Raw genomic sequence first — 25,980 nt, forward strand, 5'->3', positions numbered from 1 at the left:
TTCCGCACGTCTGCCAGACCTCCCGTGGTAAACCTATACACTTTCTCCCCATGTAACCGCCTTATTTACACTCCAGTATCCGGGTAGTTATTGGACTTCGATTTGTTTTGCAACCTCATCCTGCTGGATATGCCTGATAGGGTTCGTGTTCCTCGGTTCAGGGATTTGCCTCAAGCTTCCTTCTATGTTGTAAAGCAAGAGATCTGGAAGTTTTTTTAATGATTACCTTTGTGATATAAATCCGAAGAGGAAGTGGGCGCTGCTGGAGAGCAACTCACCAGCAATAGGATTTATGACGGTGAATATAGCTTTGAAGCCCCACAATGACAGGGGCTTTTTTGCTGTATTCATTGTCCTAAATGGCTAAAGAAAACTCTCTTGCCCTGAATCTTCAGACACACCTGTCTTTTCAATGAACTAAAAGCCTATAAAAACATCCTTCTATTAGCAGAACCGGTAAATCGGGCTGCAATGCCGTGTTTAATTTTTTATAGATAGTGAGCTGTAGCCTTCAGATAGCAGATACAGAATGACCAGCACTGCAGGAAGCGTGTTATCAGTCTCAGATTAAAAGGATGTTTTTATATGGCGTTTTAGTTTTATTTAACCACTGCACACTCATATTCTTGTTTGTTTATTAATACATACCTGATTCTGTTGAGTAATTTCCGGGCTATTCTTACGATGGCCTTATTCGGTTCCATTCGCCGGCAATACTCATGAAAACTTTTAGTCAGTGCCGGATCCAGGCGTGCGGCTACCCATGCACTTTCAATCAGGGCGCTGCGCAGCACGCTATGCCCCCGTCGGGTGATAGTACCGGCTAGTTCTTTTTCCCCACTTGAATGCGTCGAGGGGATGAGTCCTATAAAACTGCAGAGTTGATCCGTGTTTTTAAACCGGTTAATCGTCTCCAGCTCGGTTAATAAGGTCATGGCCGTTAATAATCCGATGCCAGGGATACTTCGCAGTAAAGCGATGGCTTCCTGGTAAGTACCTGTTTTTGATAGCTCTAGTAAATGCCGGGTGAGTTGCAATACAGAGGCTCTCAAATGTTTCGCTTCTAAAATCATGGCCTGCAGGGCCGTTTTACTACTCTGCTCAGCCATAGCGATGCTTTCCAGCCAATCAACAAAAGGTTTCGACCAGTGGGACTGTTTTTTGGTGAAGGGCGCAGGTAGTTCAATGCCATGAAAGTACAGGAACGATTTTACCCGGTTTTTATACCGGGCAAGGTCCTTGGTCAGTATGGACCGGGTGCGAACTAAACAACGGTCCTCTAGGGTTTTACTGGAAGGAACATAAATCGGGATTAAGGCGCCACTTCTTAATGAGTGTGCGATTTTACGGCTATCCCTGGAATCCTCTTTTTGCACTTTTTCTTTATCGGTGGTGGGAATATCGGCAGGATTGACCACGATGGAGTGAATGCCCAGAGCCTCCAAGCGGTTATGGATCCAGTAGCCGCAGAAGCCTGCTTCGTAGGCGGAATGATAGGTGCCGCCGGGGAAATTCTGCCGGAGATACTGGTGTAATACTTCGGGTTTAGGTGGCTGCGAAAAGGTTTTATGGGTGAGCAGTTCAGTCATAACGGTAACCTGCCAGCTTTTTAAGTGCACGTCAAAACCAACATAAATGTTTTGACCGCTAAAATCTAATTGATTAACTTGTGGTTGCATAAGTTCCAGTGTTATAAAATTTTAGGGGTTCTTTCTTAAATTTACATAACTTCCTGGAACTTATTCCTTTACAAACATACGGCCTGCAGATTCCGCTTCGCAACGGACACCCTTGCTCTTGGCTAATGGTTGGTAACTACCGACCCCCATAGAGGACTTGCACCTCCTAGTTTATAGATATGCACGGCACACAAAAAAAACGGGCTTTGGAGAAACTCCAAAGCCCGTTTTCAAAATATAAAGTGCATTATGATTTTGTAGAATAATTTGGCGCTTCTTTAGTAACGGTTACATCGTGCGGGTGACTTTCGCGCATACCTGCAGCTGTAATACGAACAAATTTGGCTTCTTGCAGATCTTCAATTGTACGTGCTCCACAATAACCCATACCTGCTTTTAATCCGCCAATATATTGGTACATTACCTCAGCTAAGGTACCTTTATACGGAACACGACCAACTATACCTTCTGGTACAAGTTTCTTAATATCATCTTCAACGTCTTGGAAGTAACGATCTTTTGAACCTTGCTCCATTGCTTCTACTGAGCCCATTCCACGGTAAGATTTAAACTTACGTCCTTCAAAAATGATGGTTTCACCAGGAGATTCCTCAACACCGGCAAATAATGAACCTGCCATAATTGAACTTGCTCCAGCTGCAATAGCTTTCACAATATCACCGGTTTGTTTAATACCACCGTCAGCAATTACCGGAATGCCAGTGCCTTTTAACACTTTGGCAACCTCAAATACAGCTGTTAATTGCGGCACCCCTACTCCGGCAATTATACGAGTTGTACAAATTGAGCCAGGACCAATACCAACCTTCACGCCATCAACCCCTGCATCAGCAAGTGCCAATGCAGCATCCGCTGTTGCAATATTACCGGCAATAACTTCCAACTTAGGGAATGTTGCTTTTACTTTTTTCACCATCTCAATAACACCTTTTGAGTGTCCGTGAGCAGTATCAATAGTAATTACGTCTACTCCGGAATTTACCAAAGCAGTTACACGCTCAAGAGTATCATGAGTAACACCAACAGCTGCACCAACGCGCAAACGACCATGCTCGTCTTTACAAGCAATTGGATAAGCTTTAAATTTCTGAATATCTTTAAAAGTAATTAGGCCGGCTAGTGTTCCATCGGCTTTAACTACTGGCAATTTTTCAATTTTATATTTTTGAAGAATTTCTTCAGCCTTTAGCAAATCTGTTCCCTCAGGTGCGGTAATGAGGTTTTGCGTAGTCATTACTTCACTTACAGAAAGGGTAACATCCTTTTGGAAACGCAAATCTCGGTTTGTTAAAATACCTACCAGTTTAGTACTGCCATTAACAATAGGAATACCGCCAATTTTATTTTCCTTCATTAAACGCAGTGCATCACTCAGCTTAGCATCTTCTGTTAAAGTAACAGGATCCTGGATCATACCGCTTTCAGAACGCTTTACTTTACGAACAGCTGCCGCTTGTTTTTCAATGCTCATATTTTTATGAATCATTCCTAAACCACCTGCCTGAGCAATGGCAATAGCCAAATCAGCATCGGTAACAGTGTCCATCGCTGCTGAAATAATAGGAACATTTATTTTGATATTGCGCGTTAACTGTGATTGGGTATTAACTTCACGAGGTAAAACTTCTGAATAAGCCGGAATCAACAACACATCGTCGTAAGTAAGGCCTTCGAGAACAAATTTTGACGGATCTAAATGCATGGCAAATAATTTTAGGAGTTATTATTTGCGGGGCAAAGGTAACAATACTTTCCTAAAATAGCAAATACATTCTAAAAAAGCCTTTTCTCTCGTTTAAATCATCAAATTATTGCAATTATTACAAAGTTGACAACAGTTTTATATATGCCTGATATTCGTTAACTTGTAGTGAATGTTATACTATAAGTTACCCATATCATGAAAAAGTTTCTTTTACTGGCAGTTGTAATCATGCTAAGTCTGCCGGCTTTTTCTCAAAAAAATAGTCAGGATTCAATTCCCCCATTAGGACTACCCGGAGACAACTTAGATCTTTATGCCGTTTTAGATTTGTTTCAAAAGTCAAAAACGATTGAAGGCTTTGAAAAATCGTTAAATGATGAGAAAACAAAGATCAACAACCTCGATTTAAACCTGGATAAAAAAATTGATTTTATCAAAGTGGTCACTAAACAAAAAGATGAGTCGTATTCATTTATTCTTCAAGTTGACGTTACCAAATCAGAAACACAGGATGTTGCGGTCATTTTATTAGACAGAGATAAAAATAAAAAAGTCAGCTTGCAGATTGTTGGCGACGAAGAATTATACGGTAAGGATTACGTTATTGAACCCAAAGGCAATTCGTCAATTACCGCTAATCCCGGATATACCGGAGAAAACCCTGTTACTGAAAATGTTCCGGCAACAACTGTAGTTGTTCAATCTGCACCAATCGTGCAGTATGTGTATTCGCCCGCTTATGTTCCTTATTATCCACCGTATTATTACGGATATTATCCACCTTGGTTCGGATTTGCAACAGTTATGGCAGTTGGTATATATCGTAGTAATCATTATTACTATCATCATGGTTATTATGGAGGGCATTATAGTCATAATACTGTAGTTATTAACAATAGGAACAATTTCAATAATTACAATAACAATAAGATGAGGTCAACTACCGTGTCAAACAATATGGCCAGAGGCAATTATGGTAATGGATCATCAAATCGGCGAGGAAGTGGAGCTTCCGCAACTACACGTCCGTCCAATACACCATCAAATAAAGCTGGTAACAAAGCTGGAAATAATGCTTCAGTTTCGAACCGGCAATCTCCATCGGTTTCGAATCGTCAATCTCCATCGACTTCAACCCGGCAGTCACCCAGCTATACTTCTCCATCATCCAGGTCCGGTTCGGGAGGCGGCGGTCGTTCAATGGGAGGCGGCCGATCAGGCGGTGGCATGAGAGGAGGTGGTGGCGGAAGAATACGGTAATAACATCAAATAGCTTTATAAGTGAAGAGGCTTTCCGAATGTCGTTCGAAAAGCCTCTTAAAATATATAATATCCTTTTTATTTGACAGACATACCATCCGAAGCACTCATGTCCCTTACTGCAACGTATTTACCATTTCTTTTCTCAAACAGAGTTATGTAATTTCCTGTATTGACCGGAGTACTGATAGAATCGACAACTTTAAAAGCACCAATTTCTACAACCAGATTTCCATCATTTGATACAAAAACTTCTTTAGTAGTAAATGAAATTTTGTTTGTTTTTGAAGTTACGTCGGACAGTAAAAAAGCTATAATTGCATCTTTCCCTACCAGTGGTTCCCTATTCTGAAAAAAGCTTGTCGCATCTTCTGCGTAATAACCAATATTTTTTAACACCCCGCTATTATAAGTTTCAGCAAATTCATCTTCCTTAGCCTGAATTTCTTTTTTGATTTGTTCTTTATCAATCACCACAGCTGCCGGTTCTTCTTTTTTTTCGTTACAGGCGAACATTAGACTTATTAAACATCCTATTACAATCATGTTTTTCATAACTAATACCTTATTTAACTAATTGAATATTAAACCCATCAGCTTAAAAGTAATAAAAAAACCTGTATCATTTGATAAAAACAATGACTAAAAATTTAAGAAAAATGCAGAAATTGTTTAATCAAGGTGATCGTTCCTGAAATAAGTTGACGTTTTTTCCAGTTTCATAAGAGGCTGGAATTTTCTCTTTAGACACAGTTTGACGTTTCAACTGCAGTGAAAAGGCAAACCTGAAATGTGGGTTTGCCTTTTGATATGCTCTATATTTCTCAGTCAAAAATCCATTTCAATTTACTTCTTCCCTACTACAACTTCATAAAAATCGCCTGTAAAGTACTCATTGGCCAGTTGTTGTAATCGTTGTGGGGTAATGGATTTTATAGTATCGAAGAAACGATCATAAAAATCATAATCCAAACCGTAGAAAAGAATTCCTTTAAATTTATCCGCATGTGAAAAAGCATTCTCCAAGCTTCCCAAAAACGATCCTTGCATGTAGTTTCTCACCAGATTCAGCTCTTGCTCCGGAATCAGTTCATTCTTCAACAATTCAATCTCCTTATATATTTCCGTTAAAGCATTTGCACATACATCGGCCCCTACTTCGGTTGCCACAAAGAAATAACCTGCATCTTTTAACGAAACTATTGCTGACCCAATGCCGTAGGTATAGCCTTTATCTTCCCTGATGTTTGACATTAAGCGAGAACCAAAATAACCACCTAAAACTGTATTCAACACTTGTACAGCCTGAAAATCAGGATGAGTTTTGTTGATCAACGGCTTACCTAATCGTATTGCCGACTGTAATGCATCTGGTTTTTCTACTAAATGAGCTATTGTTTGCGAAGATGAAAAGACAGATTTATTTAATTCAATCTTTTCATTTGAAAGCCAGTCAGCAGTACCAAATAATTCAGCTACCAATGCCCGTTCTTCTGCTTTAACCTTACCTGAAATGATTATAGTACAATTACTTGCGGTGTATTGCCTGTTACGAATCTGAACCAATTGCTCACGGGTTAAGCCTTGATAATCGGCTAATGACACATTGTAACCATAATAAGCACCGGCACCAAACAAAACCTCATTAAATTTCTTACGGGCTACAAAATCATTCTTTTGCAAGTTAACCTGCAGCTTCTGCTTACTATTTTGTATGTAAGTGGCCAGCTCTTGCTCGGGGAAAGAAGCTTCAGTAATAATTTCCTTAATAATTGGCAGCGTGCTTTTCAGGTGTTTATTTAAACTGTATAGGGTTACACTTGAATGATCAAAACCTGCCTCATGTTGATAGAAAGCTCCATAGAAATCAATCTTATCAGCCAGTTGTGATGCTGAATAATGCGTTGTACCCTCATTTAACATGGAATTGGCTGCTCCAATGGCCAACGGTTCCGAGGCCCTCCATTGCAAATTTGGAAACATGAATTCCACTCTTACCAAATCAGCATCAGATGCATCGATATAATACAAATTGATACCATTGGGTAACACTTCTGTTTCCGGCTTAATTAACTTTATATTTTCAATAGCCTTTGATTCAGGCGCAGACTTTCTGTTTAAAATTTCCATTAAATTCGTTTGCTTAAGCGATTAATTGGCAAGGTAATACAGTGTTGAACAATTATTTTCGGTAAAGATAGCATTGGCCTGCTCCTGAATCTGAAAAGCGGTAACCTGTTGATATTTCTCCTTTTCAAGGTTATAATTAGCCGCATTTCCCATCAATTCAAAATAAGCTAGATTCATGGCTTTATCGAGCAGATTAAGTTCTGAAAACACCATGGTTGACTCAATTTTATTTTTGACCTTGGTAAGCTCTTCAACTGGAATTTGCTCATTCTTCATTCTATTAAGCTCTTCAAGAATAGCTTTCTCAGCTTCTTCCATAACTATTCCTTCAACCAGTTTACCCTCAACAATGAAAAGTCCAGGATCCATATCACCTGAAACGTAGGCATTTATTTCACTAAACAATTGTTGTTCTTTTACTAAGGAACGGTATAAGCGTGAAGAATCCCCACGTGAAAGAATGTCTGAAATCAGATCTGTTGCATAGAATTCTTTCTCCTTACGGCTTCCAATATGAAAAGCTTTGTAAATTGCATTTAAAGGCACTTTTGCAGTAATTGTTTGCACTTGGGCGTTGGATTGAACAGGCTCCTGCGGTAAATTACGATTATACTTTTCTCCGCCTGGTATAGGACCAAACCATTTTTGCGCCAATCGTTTTACTTCTTCCAGGGTAACTTTGCCTGCAACTACCAAAATAGCATTCTGAGGATTATAATGCTTAGCAAAAAACGCCTTCACATCATCCAAGGTAGCATTTTCAATATGAGAAAGTTCTTTGCCAATGGTAGCCCATTGATACGGGTGTTTTTTAAAAGCCAATGGACGAAGGTTTAGCCAAACATCGCCATAGGGTTGATTTAAATAACGTTGCTTAAATTCTTCACAAACCACATTGCGCTGTACTTCTAAACTTTTCTCTGAAAAAGCCAAACTTAACATCCGGTCAGACTCAAGCCAAAAAGCAGTTTCAATATTTACCGCCGGAACCTGAATATAGTAATTGGTAATATCATTAGTGGTAAAGGCATTGTTCTCCCCTCCTACACGTTGTAAAGGCTCATCGTACGAAGGAATATTAATGGATCCTCCGAACATTAAATGCTCAAATAGATGGGCAAAGCCTGTTTTATCAGGATCTTCATCTCGTGCTCCAACGTCATATAATACATTGAGCACAGCCATTGGAGTAGTTGGATCCTCGTGCACCAACACACGAAGTCCGTTATCTAGAGTAAAACGTTCAAAATGAATCATCAGGATTATGCTTATATCGGAATTGCAAAAGTAATAAGTAAATTGATAAATTGATAAATGGTCTATTGCACTTGATTCACGGAAACACTTCTGTTTTATTTACCTTGTCATCATAATTCTCTCCATTAATCATTCTTTCATTAATTCACTAAGGGTTATATTTGCCAACTATTGTTGCGTATACCCTATTAGGGTTATTTTTCCGTAAAAATGAATATTGAAAAACTACTAGAAAGGGCCTTAAATTTTGAGTTCTTAACTGCCGATGAAGGTTTGTTTTTATTTAAACATGCTTCAACCGCACAGTTAATGCACGTAGGCCATCAGCTTCGTTTAATCCAGAAACCTGATAATATTGTCACCTGGATTATTGACCGCAACCTGAATACTACTAACGTTTGTATTGCCAACTGTAAGTTTTGCAACTTCTTCCGCCGTCCGGGACATGAGGAAAGTTACATTACTGATATAGAAACCTATAAAATTAAGATTGAAGAGACTTTCCGTTTAGGGGGTGAACAGCTTTTGCTTCAAGGTGGCCATCACCCTGATTTAGGTTTAAGTTATTATACTGATCTGTTTAATGAACTAAAAAGACTTTATCCAACTTTAAAACTGCACGCTTTAGGTCCGCCCGAAATTGCCCATATCGCTAAGTTAGATAAGCTTTCGCATACTGAAGTGCTTCAGGCATTGAAAGAAGCCGGTTTGGATTCACTTCCAGGTGCCGGAGCAGAAATATTAAATGACCGTGTTCGCCGCCTGATTTCAAAAGGAAAATGCAGTGGCCGTGAATGGTTGGATGTTATGCGTGCTGCACACCAACTGCACTTGACTACTTCTGCAACCATGATGTTTGGTCATGTGGAGACATTGGAAGAACGCTTTGAACATTTAGTATGGCTGCGTGAGGTTCAATCAGAAAAACCAGCAGATGCCAAAGGGTTCTTGGCCTTTATACCATGGCCATTCCAGGATGATGGAACATTATTACGTCGTATCAGGAATGTTAGAAACACGGTTACCGGAGATGAATACGTTCGTATGATTGCCTTAAGTCGTATCATGCTTCCTAATGTTAAAAATATTCAGGCGTCATGGTTAACCGTAGGTAAACAAGTGGCTCAACTTTGTTTGCATGCAGGAGCAAATGACTTTGGCTCTATTATGATTGAAGAAAATGTGGTTTCAGCTGCCGGAGCTCCGCATCGTTTTACAGCGAGTGGAATTCAGCAAGCAATCAAAGAAGCAGGATTTACCCCTCAACTTCGTAATCAACAATACGAATTCAGAGAGTTACCGGAACATTTGGAAGATCAGGTAATCAGTTATTAATATTTTAGAAAGCTCCTATCACCCAATAGGAGCTTTTTAATTTCAATTAACTATATTGAGAACTTATTCAGTATTCTATTATGGAAACCGACTTAATAATTACACAAACCGACAAGCATTTTGAGACAGTGGTAGATGGTTATAAAGCTTTCATAGAGTACCTACAATCAGGCGATAGTATTTACTTAACACATACTGAAGTGGCTCCAGAGTTAGAAGGAAAAGGAATTGCCAAAAAACTAGTCGAAACTGTACTTAAAATGATAGAAAGAGATGGAAAGCAACTGGTTCCGCTTTGTCCCTATGTAGCTTCCTACCTAAATCGTCACCCCGACTGGAAACGGATTGTGGCACCAGGATATAATGTTTAGAAGGATCAACATTATCAATTCTAAAAAACAGTTGGATCAAATAATTTGCCCCCCCCTGCACTTACTGTTTACATTTACAAGGCAACACTTGTTCGAGCTTTAATTGGTTTGCTTATAACTTGTGCTCATCCATCCTAATTTCAATGTTACCAACCTTCATTAAAGTATAAAAATCATTACTAAATAGGGGCATCAGAAAATACCTCGTATCTTCGCAGCAAGCTTTCATAGCTTATTTTATCAATCAATAGTTTAAAATCAGAAGTTAAGGTCGTGTTAAAACATCCTGGTAACAACGACTAATTGTTTACTTAGAGAAAACCTGCATGAGAAAAGGATTCATTATCAGCGCTATTGCTGGTATTTTTGTCAGTTCACTTTTAAGTTATTACGAAAGTCCTTATTGGCTGGTATTGCTGGCAATTATTATTGTACTTACTGTAATAGGCTTTAGGGATATGATGCAAACCAAACATTCTATTATGCGTACCTATCCGGTTTTTGGCCGTATGCGTTATTGGATGGAAGCTTTGCGCCCTAAATTGTATCAATATTTTATTGAATCAGATATTGATGGACGGCCAATTAACCGTATCGACCGTTCTACCATTTACCAGCGAGCTAAAAAAGAAACAGATTCAATGCCTTTTGGAACGCAAATGGACGTTTACGCGGAAGGATATGAATGGATGAGTCATTCTATAGCTCCTAAAAACTTCCATATCCTGGATAAAAACCCTCGCGTAATTATTGGCAATAAAGACTGCAAACAACCTTATTCATCAAGTGTATTTAACGTTTCGGCGATGAGCTTTGGATCATTGAGCTCAAATGCCATTGAAGCACTTAATGCAGGAGCTAAAATTGGCGGCTTTGCACATAACACCGGCGAAGGTGGTATTAGCCCTCACCATTTGAGAAATGGAGGTGACATTATTTGGCAAATTGGAACCGGTTATTTTGGTTGTCGTGATGATGAGGGCAATTTCTCTCCTGAAGTATTTAAACAAAATGCACTTAGGCCGGAGGTAAAAATGATTGAGCTTAAAATTTCGCAAGGAGCCAAACCTGGCCATGGAGGTATTTTGCCTGCAAGTAAAAACACCCCGGAAATTGCAGCCATTCGTCATATTAAACCAGGCATTACCGTAGCTTCTCCTCCTTATCACTCGGCATTTGATTCACCAATTGAATTGATCAAATTCATAAAACAATTACGTGATTTATCTGGAGGCAAACCGGTTGGGTTTAAATTGTGTATTGGCCGCGGAAATGAGTTTATAGGTATTTGTAAAGCAATGATTGAACTGGACACCTTCCCAGACTTTATTACTGTTGATGGCGGTGAAGGTGGAACAGGTGCAGCACCTCAGGAATTTTCCAACTACGTTGGTGCACCGTTATTAGATGGCTTGGCCTTTGTACATAATATGCTCGTTGGATACAACATTCGTCATCATATTAAAATTATTGCATCGGGTAAAATCCTATCAGGATTTAGTATTGTTAGGGCTGTAGCAATTGGAGCTGATGCATGTAACTCGGCCCGTGCTATGATGATGGCCTTGGGTTGTATTCAGGCCCTGCAGTGCAATACCAACAAATGCCCTACCGGTGTGGCAACGCAAAACCCTGAATTGGCTGTTGGATTAGTGATTGATGACAAGAAACAGCGTGTTGCTAACTACCATGCCGAAACGGTAAAGAATTTTGTGGAGCTAATGGGTGCAGCAGGTATCGAAAACCCTAGAGAGCTAACCCGTTCTCATATTTACCGTCGTGTATTTATGAATGAAATTAGAACGTATGAAGATATTTTCCCATCGGTAGAACCGGGAGGAATGATCAGCGGCAATATGCCTGATCGTTACAAGTTAGATTTAGCAACTGCCTATATAGATCGTTGGAATTAAAAACAAACACATCATAAGTAAAAGCCCCTGAAACACGTTTAGGGGCTTTTACTTTATAATTTCGATAATTTAACACATTAAACTATCCTGTTAATTAATATACGCTTTGGCAACAGTCAGCGTATCGAGAATTTCACTGCAACTTAGCGGATGCCCATCTTCATCGAACTCCCAAACATGGCACCAATTCGTTTCATATGTCTTCCCTGTACTTCTTACCTTCCCTCTATAAACACCTGTAGACACTACCATATTATGTCCGTTTTCCGATTCTTCAAAATAATGCTTAGGAGTAAATTCAAGGACTTCCTCATACTTATCTAAATCAGTAAAAAATGCCTGGGCTCCTTCTCGCCCCTTATAATTATGACCATGTGGAATATCGGGTGCACCCGTAAAATAGAATGTAAATTGAGGAGCAATCTCAGAAAGGATGGTTCCAACATCTCCTCTATTGAAAGCTTCATAAAGCTCCCTAACCTTAAGGTCGTTATGCACTAAAACTTCCATGATTAAAATTATTATAGTTAAACAATAAGTAAGTATCAACTAATTCAATCCAGTTTTGACCGACTTTCACCACCACTCAGCTGGAAATAACTAATTAAAAACAAATTAAGGCTCTTTTCAAGGGAATTAAAGTTACAAAAAGGAGAAAGGAAGTTTTGCACAAAGTTTGGTTAACTAAAGTTTATTTAAGTCAACAATTAAGGGTTAAGCGGCCGTTGGAAACAGAGTTTATAACCATCAGGATCCGCTAAATCGAGCGCTTGCCATCCGTAACCGGTTATATAAGGTTCATTTAGCTCAAGCTTCTTGCTTTTAAGCGACTGGTACAGTGCATCAATATCATTGCAACCAAAATACAGACAAGTGTCAGCATGATGCCCATTCCTTAATAGTTCCTTTTCACTTGGACGATCAGACATTTCATATTGGGTGTTCAACATTAATTCAATATCATTCAATCGTAAGAAAGCCCAACCAATATATTCTTTAGGCCCCGTAGATTCGATTAAATTAAACCCTAACACACCACAATAAAAAGATAAAGAGGCTTGCATATCGTAAACCATTAAAAGTGGCGTCATTCCAACAATTCTGTGCTTCATGGTCAATCCTTACATTTTTAATAAAAGTAAAAACCAATGATTTCGGTGCAATCATAAATACTTCAGAAACACATTGGCCAAGAAAACCTCATTTTAAAGACTTAAAAATCAATCATGCTAATCAAAAGAAAATATCTTTTTCCAGTCTTTTTTCATATCAATAAGTAACCACCCTCTTTTGGGAGCTTCAGTCAGCGCTTTATCAAGTGTTCCGATAGAAGATTGATGGTCATAAGCTACTTCTCTTAACGAATCAGTATGATGTACGATCAATCCCATTCGGGGTCCGGGAGCAGATGTTGTCCACTCCAGCATTTGAAAATCACCATCTGAGTTGCCAAATGCTAATACTGGACGTTTACCAATATACTTATGTATCCCAATTGGTTTTCCCTCTTTATCGTCAATAAAATCCACTTCCGGTAGTTTTACCAAAACGGGCTTTCCATTTCGGAATTCATATTTTACTTTACCCATACTTCCCACAATCTGATCCGGAGGAATCCCATACATCTCTGGGGCAAATGCACGCATAAAATCGAGACCACCACCAGAAACAATATAGGTTTTATATTCATAGGCTCTCAAATAGGCCAGCAATTCAACCATGGGCTTGTAAATCATTTCATAATAATAATGTTTGGTAGTAGGGTGTCTGGCTGTTTTAAACCAATCAGTAACAAGCTGATCATATTCATCAGTGGTCATCCCGGAATGAGTAGCAATTATAATTTCCAGTAAACCCTTTTCTCCAGAAGCAATAATGCCTTTCATATCGTTTGCAAGAACTGATTTGAATGGCTCTTTGGTTTTCCACTCCGGATGCTGTGGAGACATTGCTTTAATACGGTCAATAGCGAAGAATAACTGAAAATAAACCGGTTGCTCACTCCAAAGGGTACCGTCATTATCGAATGTAGCTATGCGATCCTCTTTTCTTATAAAATCTGAAGTACCTTCCTTGGTGGTTTTTTCAACAAAAGCAATAATTGCCTTTTTAACTTCTCCGTCATTCCAGGATGGTAATGGATCGCTTTGAGCAAAAACACTGCTTATAAAAAGGTTAATGAGCAGTAATATCAATAATCTTCTATACGTCCTTTTCATAATTGTACTTTTTAGTCTTTCCATTTACCGCTAAGAAGAAAAACTCAATCTCCTTTTAAACTCAGATCATATACTCTTTCCAATTCTAATTACTTGATTTTACCGTCACCTTTCGCATCACTTCATCCAGATTAAAACTACCCGGTTTTTGCCTTGGTGGAAATTCTTTGAAGGAGGAAAGCCATTTAGTCGCAAAACCGAGCGCTCCATAAGTTAGGTAAATATGACGCACCTGCCATTCAGGGTATTCAAATGAATATGGCCCCCTTTCAAATGGATCAGCTAGAAGATCATATACCATTGGCACCCTAAGTTTAGTATAATCCTTTGCCCAAATATCAAGCCCTTCATGGTATTGTTCGATAAATGAAATCTTCCAACGACCATAGCGGATTGCAAATAGATCTCCGTCATCGCTCCAATAAACAAACTCCTTACGAGGATTTTCTTTCACCTCACCTTTAAAAAAAGGCAGCATATTATATCCATCTAAGTGAACCTTATAAGTTTTGCCGCCAGCAGAATAACCCGAAAGGCATTTTTGTACAATATCGGCTTGGCCGGCAGCAGCACAAAATGTTGGAATAAAGTCTTCATGAGCAAATACATCGTTGGATATAGTACCTGGTTTAATTACGCCCGGCCAGCGAATAACAGTTGGCACCCGGAATCCTCCTTCCCAGTTGGTTGCTTTTTCACCCCGAAAAGGAGTACTTCCACCGTCGGGCCAGGTCATCGTTTCAGCCCCATTATCAGTTGTGAAGACAACAATTGTATTATCTGCTATACCTAGGTCATCTAACATTTTCAACAACTTACCGACATTGTCATCCAATTCAGTCATTCCATCAGCCTGTAAGCCTAAGCCGGTTTTGCCATTGTACTTCGGACTAAGATGTGTGTTGATGTGCATTCGAGTAGAATTGAAGTAACAAAAGAAAGGTTTACCGGCTTTTACTTGTTTATCCATAAAATCAATTGCCGCAGTTGTAAACTCTTCATCAACAGTCTCCATGCGTTTAATGGTAAGAGGTCCTGTATCTTCTATTCTTTGTTTACCTACTTTCCCAAATTTGCCAAGCTCTTTAGGATCGTCAGTTGTTGAGGCATAACAATGCAATACTCCCCGGGGGCCAAATTGTTCTTTATATCTAGGATCCTTAGGATAATCAGGATCTTCAGGTTCTTCTTCTGCATTCAAATGATAAAGGTTCCCTAAAAACTCATCGAAACCATGAACAGTAGGCAAAAATTTATTGAGATCACCAAGGTGGTTCTTACCAAATTGCCCACACATATAGCCCAGAGGTTTTAAGAATTCTGCAATAGAGGGATCTTTATCGCTAAGTCCAATATCAGATCCTGGCATACCTACTTTAGTAAGACCAGTACGAATAGGCGATTGTCCTGTAATAAAAGCAGCGCGCCCGGCCGTGCAACTCTGTTGCCCGTACCAGGTCATAAACATCGTCCCTTCATTGGCGATACGGTCGATATTAGGTGTTCTAAAACCCATCATGCCACGATTGTAGCAACTAGAGTTGAACCAACCGATATCATCGGCCATAATGAAGAGAATATTAGGCTTTTGTTGGGCAAAGGTTCGATTACCCAAGCTACCCAACAGCAATAATAAATAACAACCTATTTGAATTGAGATGCGTTTCATAAGGAACAATTTAGATTAAGGAATAAACTAAAATTAGATTGATTAATTAACGTGGTGCCGATAAATTCTCCAGTTCCTGCAAGCGCTTTATTGCTTCTTGCTGTGAAAGAAGCTCGGCCTGCGGTGCACCTTTGTTGAGCATACGAATCAGTGAAAATTGCCTTCTTTAGCAATTCGATCAATATTGGGAGTCTGATATCCCATTAACCCCATCGTATTGGTGCTAATTTGTGGAACAACAATATCATCACCAAAAATGACTAAAATATTGGGCTTTTTTTGCTGGGCGTAAGATGGGGAACCCAAGACTACCCCCAGTAAAAGTATACTGAGAATACTTCGGAATAGAGAGCGGACCATAAGTTTAGAGTTTGTTTTTCAGTCGTTAAACCTTACTCTTAATAGGAACTTACAGAAATTGAAAGTGAGTTAATTTTAATTCAAAGGCTACAACTGACGTTTAATGTAATTTACAACTTTTTTTTAAAACCAATATCAAGCCTTCCGTTTAATTAAAAGTTAGTTATTCAACTTTCAGTTCAAATCGTTCATTCATGATAAGTTTTCCTTCTATCTCCTTTCCGTCTACCTTCAGCCCTTTTATCTTACCTGTTTTGCCTTTTAAGACTAAATCGATTAGCTGCTTATCAGTTATTTTTTTCTCATACACTTCAAAAGGAATTTTTAAGCCGCAAACCTTAAAATTTGTACAACCGTAGGCCGAATTTCCTTTTTTTAGGAAATGCACTTTACATTTAGGGCAGCTAAGGGATTCAATGGAAACTGTTTCTTTGGGAGCTTTGGCTTTAGCATCCTTTTTTGGTTTTTCATCCGGTTTGGAAACAGTTTGATCAGCAATAGTTATTACTTTGCCAACATTACTTTTCACTTCAGCTGTAAGTCCAACCACCATTTGAATCAACTCCTGTTTAAAAAGTTCCAGTTGATACTCCCCTTTTTCTATAAGTCGTAGTTTTCGTTCCCAGGTACCAGTTAACTCAGCACTTTTAAGTAATTCATTTTGTATAGTATCAATCAGATCGATACCGGTTTGAGTAGCATGGATGTTTTTTTTCTTTTTTTCTATGTACTTGCGCTTAAACAATGTTTCAATGATGTTAGCACGTGTTGAAGGTCGCCCAATACCGTTGTCTTTCATCAACTCACGCATTTCTTCATCATCTACCTGCTTGCCCGCTGTTTCCATAGCCCGCAGCAAGGTGGCTTCCGTATAAGGCTTAGGGGGAGATGTTTTACCCTGATGTATACGAGGTTCATGAGGTCCACTCTCTCCTACTTCAAAAACCGGCATTATGCGTTCCTCATCTTCTCCTTCTTTTTTTTCAGTTTTATCATTGGCATATAATTCTTTCCAACCGGCTTCTAAAATTTGTTTACCTGAGGCTTTAAACTCTACCTGCCCAACTTTACCTAAAACTGTAGTGTTTGACACCTTACACTCTGAATAAAAAGCTGCAATAAAGCGACGGGTGATTAAATCGTAAACTCGCTTTTCATCAATACTTAGACCTGCAGGAGTAACACCGGTAGGAATAATTGCATGGTGATCGGTTACCTTCTTATCGTCAAAAACTGTTTTAAGCTTAGGGATTGGTTTTGCTAATACAGGATCCGTAAATTTACTGTAGAAAGTCAACTGCCCCATAATACCAGCTATTTTAGGATGAAGATCTTCAGAAAGATAAGTAGTATCAACCCTTGGATAGGTAACGAGTTTCTTTTCGTATAAATTCTGTATATATTTCAGCGTATCATCTGCTGAATAAGCATATTTTTTATTGGCATCTACCTGTAAGGATGTTAAATCATACAGCCGCGGATTTCCTTCTTTACCTTCCTTTTTCTCAAACGAGGTAATTTCGAAAAGATGTTGCTTTAAATACTCCAAGCCTTTTTCAGCTTTTTCCAAAGTTTTAAGCCTATCAATGGTAGCTGTAAATTCCGTTTCGCGGTAAAGAGTTTTCAGTTCCCAATATTCTTCTGATACGAAAGCATTGATCTCTTTCTGCCGTTGCACAATCATAGCCAGGGTTGGCGTTTGCACCCTCCCTATAGACAGTACAACTTTACCCTGTCCAAATCGTTTGGTAAACAAACGAGTGGCATTCATACCCAACAACCAATCACCTATTGCACGTGCACTTCCGGCAGCATACAGGTTATTAAACTGCTCACTTTCTTTCAGCTTTTGAAACCCTTCACGTATGGCTTCTTCTGTCAAAGATGAAATCCATAATCGTTTTACAGGAACTGAGCATTTGGCTTTAAGCAAAACCCAACGCTGGATCAATTCTCCTTCCTGCCCGGCGTCACCACAGTTAATCACCTCTTCACATTTGCTCACCAGATCTTCTATAACCTTAAACTGTTTGTGTACGCCCCCATTATCAATCAACTTAATGCCAAAACTTTTAGGAATCATGGGTAAATCTTCCAAACGCCATGCTTTCCATCGTTCAGTATAGTCATGGGGCTCTTTTAAGGTGCAAAAGTGACCAAATGTCCAAGTTACCTGAAAACCATTACCTTCATAATAGCCGTCCTTACGCTGTTTAGCACCAATTACTTCAGCAATATCCTTGGCTACACTTGGTTTTTCGGCAATGCAAACTTTCATACTTCGGCTTGAACAATTTTAAGGGGCACAAATGTCGTATAAAAGTTCAGAAAGTTTATCAAAAGAACTCAAATTCTGACCAATACCCTTCGCAATTTAATGTTCCAAAAAGTATTTTTTGATGAACCTAGCATTTAAAATTAAAAAAGTCCTTTCAGTTTGTTCTCATGGATAAGCTAAAAAACATTTTATTATAGCCCTCGCTCTTCGTTAAGTGTTTAAACAATTGTTTTTTTTCATAAAATTATTCATTCTACCAACCCTCACAAATAGTAGATACCCTCTGATTAACAGCCATTTATCAAAATTTAACATTTTTTTTTGCTGCTTTAACAGATGTTTTATTTTTGCGACAGATGGAGATGATTCAACAACATATTGAAGCACTGATATTTGCCTCTGAGCAAAGCATAACTTCAGCCGAGATCGTAGCTTGTTTAAGCCAAGTTAATGGAGAGGAGGTTGCAGATGTACTAGTTGATGAAACTATTGAAGCCATAAGTAAAAAGTATGAGGCTGAAGAGCATTTCTTTGAATTGGTAGCCCTGAGTGGAGGTTATCAGTTTATGACAAAAAAAAGATATGCCCCTACAGTAAGCTCTTTAATACAGCACCGCAATAAGAAAAAATTATCGGCGGCAGCTATGGAAACCTTAGCAATTATTGCATACAAGCAACCAATTACCAAGGCCGAAATTGAACAGATAAGGGGTGTAAATTGTGATTATAGTGTTCATAAGTTACTTGAGAAAGAGCTAATCACCATTGAGGGAAAAAGCGATGCCCCAGGTAGGCCTTTGCTCTATGGAACCAGCAAATTATTTATGGACTATTTCAGTCTAAACTCGTTAAAAGACTTGCCACAACTAAAAGACATACAATCAATTAACGAAAACGAAATAGGACAACAGACAGAAAATTAATTGCAAACTTGTTTTTGAGAAGTTAAAAACTTTTTAATTTTACAAATGATGATTTTAAACATATTTTTTTCTTAAAAATCATCAAAAAGCTTAGTAAATTCAGCTCAAGAATCAATAAGTAGAAAATTTAAATTTGAAGAGGTAAATGAAAACGCCAAAGAAACCAATTAAAAAAACCAGCGGCAAAAGTGCTTCAGAAGATGCGAAGAAAGGTATGAAGCCTCTTAATCCAAAAGAAGCCAAAAACGCTAAGAACCGTCTTTTAGATGATGACGATGATGATGATTTAGGAATTCCGATGGATGATTTCGGTGCATTTGACGATATTGACGATTTTGATGATGATGACAGATTTTAATATTTACATTTAATACATAAAAAAATCCCTGCCATAATAAATGACAGGGATTTTTATTTTAAATGGACAGTAAGAATGAAGTTTCCTAAACCATCTATTACCTACTAATTCCAAATAATATCACAACCCACCGGTTCAATTTCAGGATAATCCACATCTATACCATCTAAAGCTGCCTCAATTGCATCTTCCAGGTATACGCGTGTTACCATATTTTCATTTTCCCAGCTATCGTCAATGGCTCCTTTATACACCAATTCTCTTTTAGAGTTAAACAAATATGCCTCAGGCACTTTGGTAGCACCGAAAGCTTTGGCAACTTGCTGATCTCCATCAACCAAATACAAATGAGGCAGCTTGAGATCATCGTACATTTTCTTCATTTGTTCTAATGATTCAGCATCACTGTTTTTGGAAGTTGAATTAACACGAATAATACCTAAATTATCTTCCTCATATCTTTTTAGCAAATTCCTAATTCGATTTCGGTAAGCCTGTGCCACAGGACATGTATTATTGGTGAAAATTATCAGCAAGGCATATCTATCGGCATATGCATATTGGTTATACATTTCGCCATCTACACCCTTTAAATTAAACGCAGGTAGTTTATCGCCTATGATCATAAGATTATTGAATGGTTATTTTGGCAAATCTCTGTTTTTTTGGCTAAGCCACAAGGCAAAATTTATATTTTTGGACCACTAAAATTGTTCTATGAGAATTATCGAGGTTCAAGACGCTAAAACCAAAAAAGACTTTCTGGAGGTAGCTAAATTAATTTATAAAAATGATCCTGTTTGGGTTCAGCCACTTGATAGTGATATCGAAGGAATCTTTGATCCTCTGCGAAATAACTTCCATTCATTTGGTGAAGCTACCCGTTGGGTACTTTATGATAAGAATGACAAAGCCATTGGTCGTGTTTCAGCCTTTATTAATCAACGTAAAGCGTATCAATACGATCAACCTACCGGCGGCATGGGTTTTTTCGAATGTATTGATGATGAATCTGCAGCTTTCTTGTTGTTCGATACTTGCCAAAAATGGCTAATCGAGCGTGGAATGAAAGCTATGGACGGCCCTATTAATTTTGGTGAGAACGATACGTATTGGGGCTTATTAATTGAAGGGTTTATTCATCCTTCATTTGGTATGCAATACAATCAGCCTTATTATCAAAAGTTCTTTGAAACTTATGGATTTAAGCAATCCTATCAACAGTACACCAATACTATGCCTATTGCACTACCTAAACGGGTAGAAAAAATCGCAGACTGGGTAATTACAAAACCAGGTTACACCTTTGAATATTTAACTGTAAATAACTTCGATAAGTTCACAGCAGATTTCGAAGAAATTTATAACGATGCATGGAAAGACTTTGAAAACTTTGTTCCAATCACAAAGGAAATCTTACTGGATAGTTTCGAAAAAATGAAACCCATAATGGATGAGCAGTTAATTTGGTTTGCCTATGTTAATGGCGAACCGGCTTCGTTTATTGTGTGTCTGCCTGATGCAAATCAAATTATAAAGCATTTGAACGGCAAACTTAACCTTTGGGGTAAGCTAAAATTTGTGTATTACAAATGGAAAGGTAAAATGAATCGGATTCGTGTTGTGGTAATGGGCACTAAACAAGCTTATCAGAATCATGGGTTGGAGTCGGCATTGTTTAGAAAATTGCAATTTTATGTTTTGCCACAAAATCATTATACCGAGGCGGAGCTTTCGTGGGTTGGTGATTTTAACACTAAAATGCAGGCTATTCATGCTGCATTAGGGGCAACCCGATCTAAAACCCATGCAACTTTTAGATTTATTTTCCCTGAATAACAGCCACTTAATTTTAAATTAAAAAAAGCTGAACATTTAGTTTGCAAACTAAATCAAAGCCTGTATATTTGCAGTCCCAAAACAAACCGCCTTTAACGGCAGTTAAAAAGGGAAAAGATTCCGTAGCTCAGCTGGTAGAGCAATACACTTTTAATGTATGGGTCCTGGGTTCGAATCCCAGCGGGATCACAAAACTGAAAGTTGAACAGTTTTCAATAAAATCAACAACGATTCCGTAGCTCAGCTGGTAGAGCAATACACTTTTAATGTATGGGTCCTGGGTTCGAATCCCAGCGGGATCACAAAACTGAAAGTTGAACAGTTTTCAATAAAATCAACAATGATTCCGTAGCTCAGCTGGTAGAGCAATACACTTTTAATGTATGGGTCCTGGGTTCGAATCCCAGCGGGATCACAAAACAAGTGATCAAATTCACCTAAAACCTCACTAAACGCATGATTAGTGAGGTTTTTTATTCTGGGCTTCTGTCAAAAATTGCACCCATAATCAATGTGCAGGTTTTGATGGATCAAGTGCAAAAGTTGTGGAGTAAGCAATAAAAGTTCATTTTTGTGCATCCTAAAAAACACCATGCACGAGTCCTATAAAGCCCTGATCCCACTGATCCTTCCTGAATCCATTGAGGAATATTTTGAATTAACCGAGGTGGAGAAAAAAGACGCCGCTATCCATATCTATTTAAAGGAAGTAAACAAGACCCCTGAAGAGCATGCGGCAAACAAATTGCACTCCAAAGGCTTTTTTGAGCCCATCACCCTGCAGGATTTTCCCATTCGTGGTTTTCAGGTGTACCTCCACATTACCCGCCGCCGCTGGATGAACGAGGATACCGGCAAAGTCGTTTACCGCAATTGGGATTTAGTGGCCCAAGGCACCCGCATTACCAAGGGTTTTGCGGCTTTTTTAAAAGCATTCAGCCGATACACAGGCGCATAGCCTGCAAACCATCGCCGGTTTCTATGGCGTGAATGGCAAGAAACTTCATCGCAGCTACCGGAACCGCTTAAGTAATTTTAACTCCTGGAAAGCGGGCAACGATATCGAAAAAGGACTTTTGTTTCCCCAAAACATGGGACCTTATCTTTCCATTGACGAAACTTCGTTGTCCTTAGGGGAACTCTATACCATCATCACAAATAAAGACGCCAGGGGCAAAAAAGGGACCGTTGTGGCCATCGTCAAGGGCACACAGTCCGATGGGATTATTCCCCTGCTCAAGCGGCTTCCCAAACGGTTACGGAACGAAGTAAAAGAAGTAACCATGGACCTGGCAGGAAGCATGAACCTTATTGTCAAACATTGTTTTCCCTATGCGCCAAACAGGTGATCGATCGTTTTCATGTGCAACAACTGGGGGGAGAGGCCTTGCAGGAAATTCGCATCCAGCATCGCTGGAAGGCCATAGAGGCGGAAAACAAGGCCTTGGAAAAGGCCCGAAAAACCCAAGCAGAATATCATCCGAAGATCTATGCCAACGGGGATACGCTCAAGCAATTGCTGGCCCGCAGCCGCCACCTGCTGTATAAAGCCCAGGTGAACTGGAGCCAGGAACAAGAAAAACGGGCAAGTCTCCTCTTTGAGCTATATCCAGATCTGGGACAGGCTTATGCATTGGCTCAAAAGCTCTCCTGGATTTACAACCACTCCTCATCTAAATCCCTGGCCTTAACACGCTTGGCCCAATGGTATGACCAGGTAGAAAAGGCCGGCTTTAAAACGTTTAATACCCTGTCCAAAACCATACAGCTCCATTACGAACGGATCCTGAACTACTTTGACAACCGCAGCACCAACGCTTCGGCCGAATCGTTCAATGCTAAAATCAAAGCCTTCCGGAGTCAATTCAGGGGTGTAAAGGATGTACCTTTTTTCCTTTTCAGGCTTACTAAATTATTTGCTTAAGAAAGGGTTGCTCCACAGGTTTTGGGATTGATCCAAAGCCAGCTCATGCGCTTTCAACAGTTCCAGGTCTTTCTCTATAGTGTAAACCCTTTTCTGAAGCTCTGACTTCCTTTTTCTTAACTGAGCGATTGGGATTAGGCCTTCCTGGTAAGCTTCTGTTTTACCAAAACAAGCTTTGCCACTGACACTTACATTGCCTGATTTAGCTTTAAACCGTTTCCCTCTCCTGGAGCGTTCCTTGATAATTGCCCGTTCGTATTCTGCAATCATCCCCTGAAACTGTAGCAACAAGGCCTCTTCCGGCGTTTCGGCTTGGGCGAATTAACTAACATCACTTCTATACCACAGGAATGAAATTCGTCGATTAAAACCACCTAATACGCATAATTCCGGCTCAAACGATCGGGACTATAGACCAAAACAGCTTGTATTTGTCCTTCGGCACTTAGATCTCTCACTTTTTCCAATCCAGGACGAACCAAAATCGCTCCACTGTAACCCTCATCTTTAAAGATATATTCTTCTGGGACCACATAACCGTTTTCTTTGGCAAATTCTAATAAAGCATCTACCTGGCTGTCGATGGTTTTATTCTCCTTCTGCTGATCGGAGGATACTCGCGTATAAATGGCTGCAGTTTTCATATACCTGATCTTCTATGGGTTGATTAATAGAATTTGCTGAGGAAATGATTTCCGACTAGCCTGGGACGAGAAGATGGTAGACCTGTGTGAGTTTTTGCTCCCACAAGCGGTCATAGGAGAACGATATCTTAGCGATCCTCTCCTTTTTGGCCATAGTGTTGTTTTTTTGCTAAAAACTCTTCCAATGCCACCCTGACTATTTTGCTGATTGAAGTCCCCTGAGAGACTGCAAATTCCCTTATCCGACCGATCAGACTGGGCGGAAGTTTTACTGTAAAGACAACTGAACGCTCCGGAATGGTTAACTTCTCCTTATGCGCTTTGGCTTGCTGAACATAACGATAGGCCTGTATTTGGGACACACCATAGGTTTCCATCAACTGCTCTACAATATTTATATACGGCTTCCGCTGCTCCAATAAGGCATGCGCCTGATTGATTCTTTCCGCCAATTCCGAATTCGGTGATCTTTTCATTTGTCATAAAAATAATACTTTTTATGAAATATACAAAACTAAAATCTACCTCTTTTAATGACAAGTCGCTTAACAAAGTCAATGTTTGTGAGTGTGTACGTAAAGCTAGCGGGCTCCCTTGTGGGGTGCCAGAGGTACGTACTCCGATGACTCCATCGACCAGTATTCCACTTCCAAGGTACCTTCGTATCACAAGGACTTGCACCTTGTTAGAATAATACCATGCCCGACATACAAAGGCGCCGAATATCAATTCGACGCCCATTGATTTAGGGTATGAAGAAAAGATCTTTTTTGTTGTTATTGGTGAGGTTTAATAGAAGAAGGTGGCGCACTCCCAGTTTGCGCCACTCCTTCAACAACCAAAAACACAAACTATTATAAACTAATCACTACTATCTTTAATGCTGACTTACCTGTTCTTTGTTAAAAAAGGGGCCATTTCAGACCCCCATGGTTTATTTAGGATATAAAAGCAAAGGTCTTTTTTGTTGTTATTGGTGAGGCTTAATAGAAGGAGGTGGTGCACTCCTAATTTGCACCACTCCTTCAACAACCAACAACACAAACTATTGTAAACTAACAACTATCTTTAATGCTGACTTACATGTTCTTTGTTAAAAAGAGGGGCCATTTCAGACCCCCATGATTTATTTAGGGTATATGAAGAAGATCTTATCTTTCTAATTATTAACCACACCTTCTACTGTATAGCCTTTATTGCGTAACAGTTGAAGCAATCCCTTATCACCCAGCAAATGGGCAAAACCTACGGCAATAAAGGCCGAATTCTGCTTTATTTTTTCTTCGATGCGGGGCACCCATAGTAGGTTGCGATCATCGCGTACAAATTTAACCCAGGGATCGTTAAGTTTTGTATCCGCATTTATGCCCTTAAAAAGTTCGGTTGCTTTTTGCTGCTTATATAGCTCATACAGTTTTTGTATGGAATAATTATCCTGTTTTGCATTAATGTCTGGATTATTCAGCTTTCTAATGACCCCTAACAACATCTTCGCCTGGTCTCTATACGGAACACTATCCAGGTAACTCATCTGTTCTGTATAGGTAGAAAGGCCGCTACAAGGTTTATAAAACAGCCTCGCTAAATACTGCAACTCTTCTTCCATACTGGTTTGTTCCCCTTCACAAAGCATTCTTTTTTTGCCAATCATACCGGCAACAAGAACAGGTTTCGTCTCTTTCAGCATCTGATATATCGCTCCCTTAATAGGGTTTGCTTTGAAATACCGATTAATCGTATCCATCTCCTGTGGCGACACCAAACTATCCAATGTCATATGTCCGCGCATCAGATTAGCTTGCATAGATTCCTTAGCCATTTTGTCTGGATCATCATTATACACTTCAAAAACTGCTTCGTTAGCCGACAAAATCGCTTTTTTCAGCGCTGCCGGAAGCAGGATACCCAGATCTGCTTTACAAACCAGGTGTGTAGTACCAAACAAGTAGGATGGTTTGGCTAACCCTTTGCCGCTTATTTTCCAAAGCAGGGTATTTTGAACAGTAGTATCCGCTGTTGGCCGGGCAACAGCAACAAATGAACAAACAAAAAACAAACATCCTAAAAAGAAGCTACGCACAATAGTAGGTTTCAT

General features: G+C 39.3%; 26 protein-coding genes, 3 tRNA genes and 1 pseudogene. 14 read left to right on the forward strand and 16 right to left on the reverse strand.

Annotated elements, in window-relative coordinates; genetic code table 11:
- Positions 1-599 precede the first annotated feature (599 nt).
- Together L2B55_RS13470 and guaB are read right to left on the reverse strand one after the other, a co-directional pair.
- On the reverse strand, positions 600-1,679 hold the full coding sequence (locus tag L2B55_RS13470) for an IS110 family RNA-guided transposase (protein ID WP_237845150.1): 1,080 nt from the start codon (positions 1,677-1,679) through the stop codon (positions 600-602).
- A gap of 247 nt (positions 1,680-1,926) precedes the next feature.
- On the reverse strand, positions 1,927-3,402 hold the full coding sequence (guaB, locus tag L2B55_RS13475) for an IMP dehydrogenase (protein WP_237846623.1): 1,476 nt from the start codon (positions 3,400-3,402) through the stop codon (positions 1,927-1,929).
- A 198-nt stretch (positions 3,403-3,600) separates the two neighbouring features.
- Here guaB and L2B55_RS13480 point away from each other — a divergent pair, with 198 nt between their 5' ends.
- A complete protein-coding gene (locus tag L2B55_RS13480; protein ID WP_237846624.1) occupies positions 3,601-4,665 on the forward strand; it encodes a hypothetical protein in 1,065 nt (354 codons plus the stop codon).
- Between the two features lie 78 nt (positions 4,666-4,743).
- Here L2B55_RS13480 and L2B55_RS13485 read toward each other — a convergent pair whose 3' ends face one another.
- From L2B55_RS13485 to L2B55_RS13495, 3 genes are all read right to left on the reverse strand, one after another.
- Complete coding sequence (locus L2B55_RS13485) at positions 4,744-5,220, reverse strand: YybH family protein (protein ID WP_237846625.1); 477 nt, start codon at positions 5,218-5,220, stop codon at positions 4,744-4,746.
- A gap of 291 nt (positions 5,221-5,511) precedes the next feature.
- Positions 5,512-6,795 carry a M16 family metallopeptidase gene (locus tag L2B55_RS13490; protein WP_237846626.1) on the reverse strand — a complete coding sequence of 428 codons (1,284 nt, stop codon included), beginning with the start codon at positions 6,793-6,795 and terminating at the stop codon, positions 5,512-5,514.
- Positions 6,796-6,816: 21 nt separating this feature from the next.
- Complete coding sequence (locus tag L2B55_RS13495; protein ID WP_237846627.1) at positions 6,817-8,052, reverse strand: M16 family metallopeptidase; 1,236 nt, start codon at positions 8,050-8,052, stop codon at positions 6,817-6,819.
- 210 nt (positions 8,053-8,262) lie between these two features.
- Between L2B55_RS13495 and mqnC the strand changes: the two genes are divergently transcribed.
- From mqnC to L2B55_RS13510, 3 genes are all read left to right on the forward strand, one after another.
- Positions 8,263-9,387 carry a cyclic dehypoxanthinyl futalosine synthase gene (gene mqnC / locus L2B55_RS13500; RefSeq protein WP_237846630.1) on the forward strand — a complete coding sequence of 375 codons (1,125 nt, stop codon included), beginning with the start codon at positions 8,263-8,265 and terminating at the stop codon, positions 9,385-9,387.
- A gap of 80 nt (positions 9,388-9,467) precedes the next feature.
- Entirely contained in the window at positions 9,468-9,758 is a 291-nt protein-coding gene (locus L2B55_RS13505; RefSeq protein ID WP_237846631.1) for a GNAT family N-acetyltransferase, read from the forward strand.
- Positions 9,759-10,084: 326 nt separating this feature from the next.
- On the forward strand, positions 10,085-11,671 hold the full coding sequence (locus tag L2B55_RS13510) for an FMN-binding glutamate synthase family protein (RefSeq protein WP_237846633.1): 1,587 nt from the start codon (positions 10,085-10,087) through the stop codon (positions 11,669-11,671).
- A 90-nt stretch (positions 11,672-11,761) separates the two neighbouring features.
- On the opposite strand, the gene L2B55_RS13515 is transcribed toward L2B55_RS13510, so the two are convergent.
- From L2B55_RS13515 to L2B55_RS13540, 6 genes are all read right to left on the reverse strand, one after another.
- Positions 11,762-12,181, reverse strand: a complete 420-nt coding sequence (locus L2B55_RS13515) for a nuclear transport factor 2 family protein (RefSeq protein WP_237846634.1) — start codon at positions 12,179-12,181, stop codon at positions 11,762-11,764.
- 197 nt (positions 12,182-12,378) lie between these two features.
- On the reverse strand, positions 12,379-12,783 hold the full coding sequence (locus L2B55_RS13520) for a VOC family protein (protein ID WP_237846635.1): 405 nt from the start codon (positions 12,781-12,783) through the stop codon (positions 12,379-12,381).
- A gap of 117 nt (positions 12,784-12,900) precedes the next feature.
- Positions 12,901-13,890 (reverse strand): HAD family hydrolase, encoded by a 990-nt coding sequence (locus tag L2B55_RS13525; RefSeq protein ID WP_237846637.1) that lies wholly within the window; start codon positions 13,888-13,890, stop codon positions 12,901-12,903.
- Positions 13,891-13,975: 85 nt separating this feature from the next.
- Positions 13,976-15,559, reverse strand: a complete 1,584-nt coding sequence (locus L2B55_RS13530; protein WP_237846638.1) for an arylsulfatase — start codon at positions 15,557-15,559, stop codon at positions 13,976-13,978.
- 147 nt (positions 15,560-15,706) lie between these two features.
- Entirely contained in the window at positions 15,707-15,919 is a 213-nt protein-coding gene (locus L2B55_RS13535; RefSeq protein WP_237846639.1) for a hypothetical protein, read from the reverse strand.
- A 163-nt stretch (positions 15,920-16,082) separates the two neighbouring features.
- Positions 16,083-18,197 (reverse strand): type IA DNA topoisomerase, encoded by a 2,115-nt coding sequence (locus tag L2B55_RS13540; RefSeq protein ID WP_237846641.1) that lies wholly within the window; start codon positions 18,195-18,197, stop codon positions 16,083-16,085.
- A 356-nt stretch (positions 18,198-18,553) separates the two neighbouring features.
- Here L2B55_RS13540 and scpB point away from each other — a divergent pair, with 356 nt between their 5' ends.
- Both scpB and L2B55_RS13550 read left to right on the forward strand, forming a co-directional pair.
- On the forward strand, positions 18,554-19,120 hold the full coding sequence (scpB, locus tag L2B55_RS13545; RefSeq protein ID WP_237846643.1) for an SMC-Scp complex subunit ScpB: 567 nt from the start codon (positions 18,554-18,556) through the stop codon (positions 19,118-19,120).
- Between the two features lie 145 nt (positions 19,121-19,265).
- Positions 19,266-19,478 (forward strand): hypothetical protein, encoded by a 213-nt coding sequence (locus L2B55_RS13550; protein WP_237846645.1) that lies wholly within the window; start codon positions 19,266-19,268, stop codon positions 19,476-19,478.
- Between the two features lie 104 nt (positions 19,479-19,582).
- Here the strand turns inward: L2B55_RS13550 and L2B55_RS13555 are convergent, their stop codons facing one another.
- A complete protein-coding gene (locus tag L2B55_RS13555; protein WP_237846647.1) occupies positions 19,583-20,104 on the reverse strand; it encodes a thioredoxin family protein in 522 nt (173 codons plus the stop codon).
- A gap of 91 nt (positions 20,105-20,195) precedes the next feature.
- Between L2B55_RS13555 and L2B55_RS13560 the strand changes: the two genes are divergently transcribed.
- The 7 genes from L2B55_RS13560 to L2B55_RS13585 all read left to right on the forward strand — a co-directional run bounded on the left by L2B55_RS13560 (position 20,196) and on the right by L2B55_RS13585 (position 23,241).
- On the forward strand, positions 20,196-21,317 hold the full coding sequence (locus L2B55_RS13560) for a GNAT family N-acetyltransferase (protein ID WP_237846648.1): 1,122 nt from the start codon (positions 20,196-20,198) through the stop codon (positions 21,315-21,317).
- 116 nt (positions 21,318-21,433) lie between these two features.
- Positions 21,434-21,506, forward strand: a tRNA-Lys gene (locus tag L2B55_RS13565).
- A 40-nt stretch (positions 21,507-21,546) separates the two neighbouring features.
- Positions 21,547-21,619: transfer RNA gene (locus L2B55_RS13570), tRNA-Lys, on the forward strand.
- Positions 21,620-21,659: 40 nt separating this feature from the next.
- A tRNA-Lys gene (locus L2B55_RS13575) sits at positions 21,660-21,732 on the forward strand.
- 177 nt (positions 21,733-21,909) lie between these two features.
- Positions 21,910-22,275: an ISAon1 family transposase N-terminal region protein gene (locus L2B55_RS13580; protein ID WP_237846650.1), complete on the forward strand. Its 366-nt coding sequence runs from the start codon at positions 21,910-21,912 to the stop codon at positions 22,273-22,275.
- A 28-nt stretch (positions 22,276-22,303) separates the two neighbouring features.
- Positions 22,304-22,666: a transposase gene (locus tag L2B55_RS18900; protein WP_255696453.1), complete on the forward strand. Its 363-nt coding sequence runs from the start codon at positions 22,304-22,306 to the stop codon at positions 22,664-22,666.
- Positions 22,663-23,241 (forward strand): ISAon1 family transposase, encoded by a 579-nt coding sequence (locus L2B55_RS13585; RefSeq protein ID WP_255696454.1) that lies wholly within the window; start codon positions 22,663-22,665, stop codon positions 23,239-23,241. The genes L2B55_RS18900 and L2B55_RS13585 overlap by 4 nt, the downstream gene beginning before the upstream one ends.
- Here the strand turns inward: L2B55_RS13585 and L2B55_RS18905 are convergent.
- The 3 genes and pseudogenes from L2B55_RS18905 to L2B55_RS13595 form a co-directional block, all read right to left on the reverse strand.
- Positions 23,230-23,538: pseudogene (locus tag L2B55_RS18905) on the reverse strand (hypothetical protein); the annotation flags it as partial. The gene L2B55_RS13585 and the pseudogene L2B55_RS18905 overlap by 12 nt on opposite strands.
- A 77-nt stretch (positions 23,539-23,615) precedes the next feature.
- Entirely contained in the window at positions 23,616-23,885 is a 270-nt protein-coding gene (locus tag L2B55_RS18910; protein WP_255696455.1) for a recombinase family protein, read from the reverse strand.
- A gap of 128 nt (positions 23,886-24,013) precedes the next feature.
- Positions 24,014-24,361, reverse strand: a complete 348-nt coding sequence (locus L2B55_RS13595) for a ribbon-helix-helix protein, CopG family (RefSeq protein WP_237846658.1) — start codon at positions 24,359-24,361, stop codon at positions 24,014-24,016.
- Positions 24,362-24,384: 23 nt separating this feature from the next.
- Here L2B55_RS13595 and L2B55_RS13600 point away from each other — a divergent pair, with 23 nt between their 5' ends.
- Complete coding sequence (locus L2B55_RS13600) at positions 24,385-24,579, forward strand: hypothetical protein (RefSeq protein ID WP_237846660.1); 195 nt, start codon at positions 24,385-24,387, stop codon at positions 24,577-24,579.
- Positions 24,580-25,044: 465 nt separating this feature from the next.
- On the opposite strand, the gene L2B55_RS13605 is transcribed toward L2B55_RS13600, so the two are convergent.
- Positions 25,045-25,980: a TraB/GumN family protein gene (locus tag L2B55_RS13605; protein ID WP_237846661.1), complete on the reverse strand. Its 936-nt coding sequence runs from the start codon at positions 25,978-25,980 to the stop codon at positions 25,045-25,047.

The sequence above is a fragment of the Solitalea lacus genome (genome assembly GCF_022014595.1).
GTDB classification, from domain to species: Bacteria; Bacteroidota; Bacteroidia; order Sphingobacteriales; family Sphingobacteriaceae; genus Solitalea; species Solitalea lacus.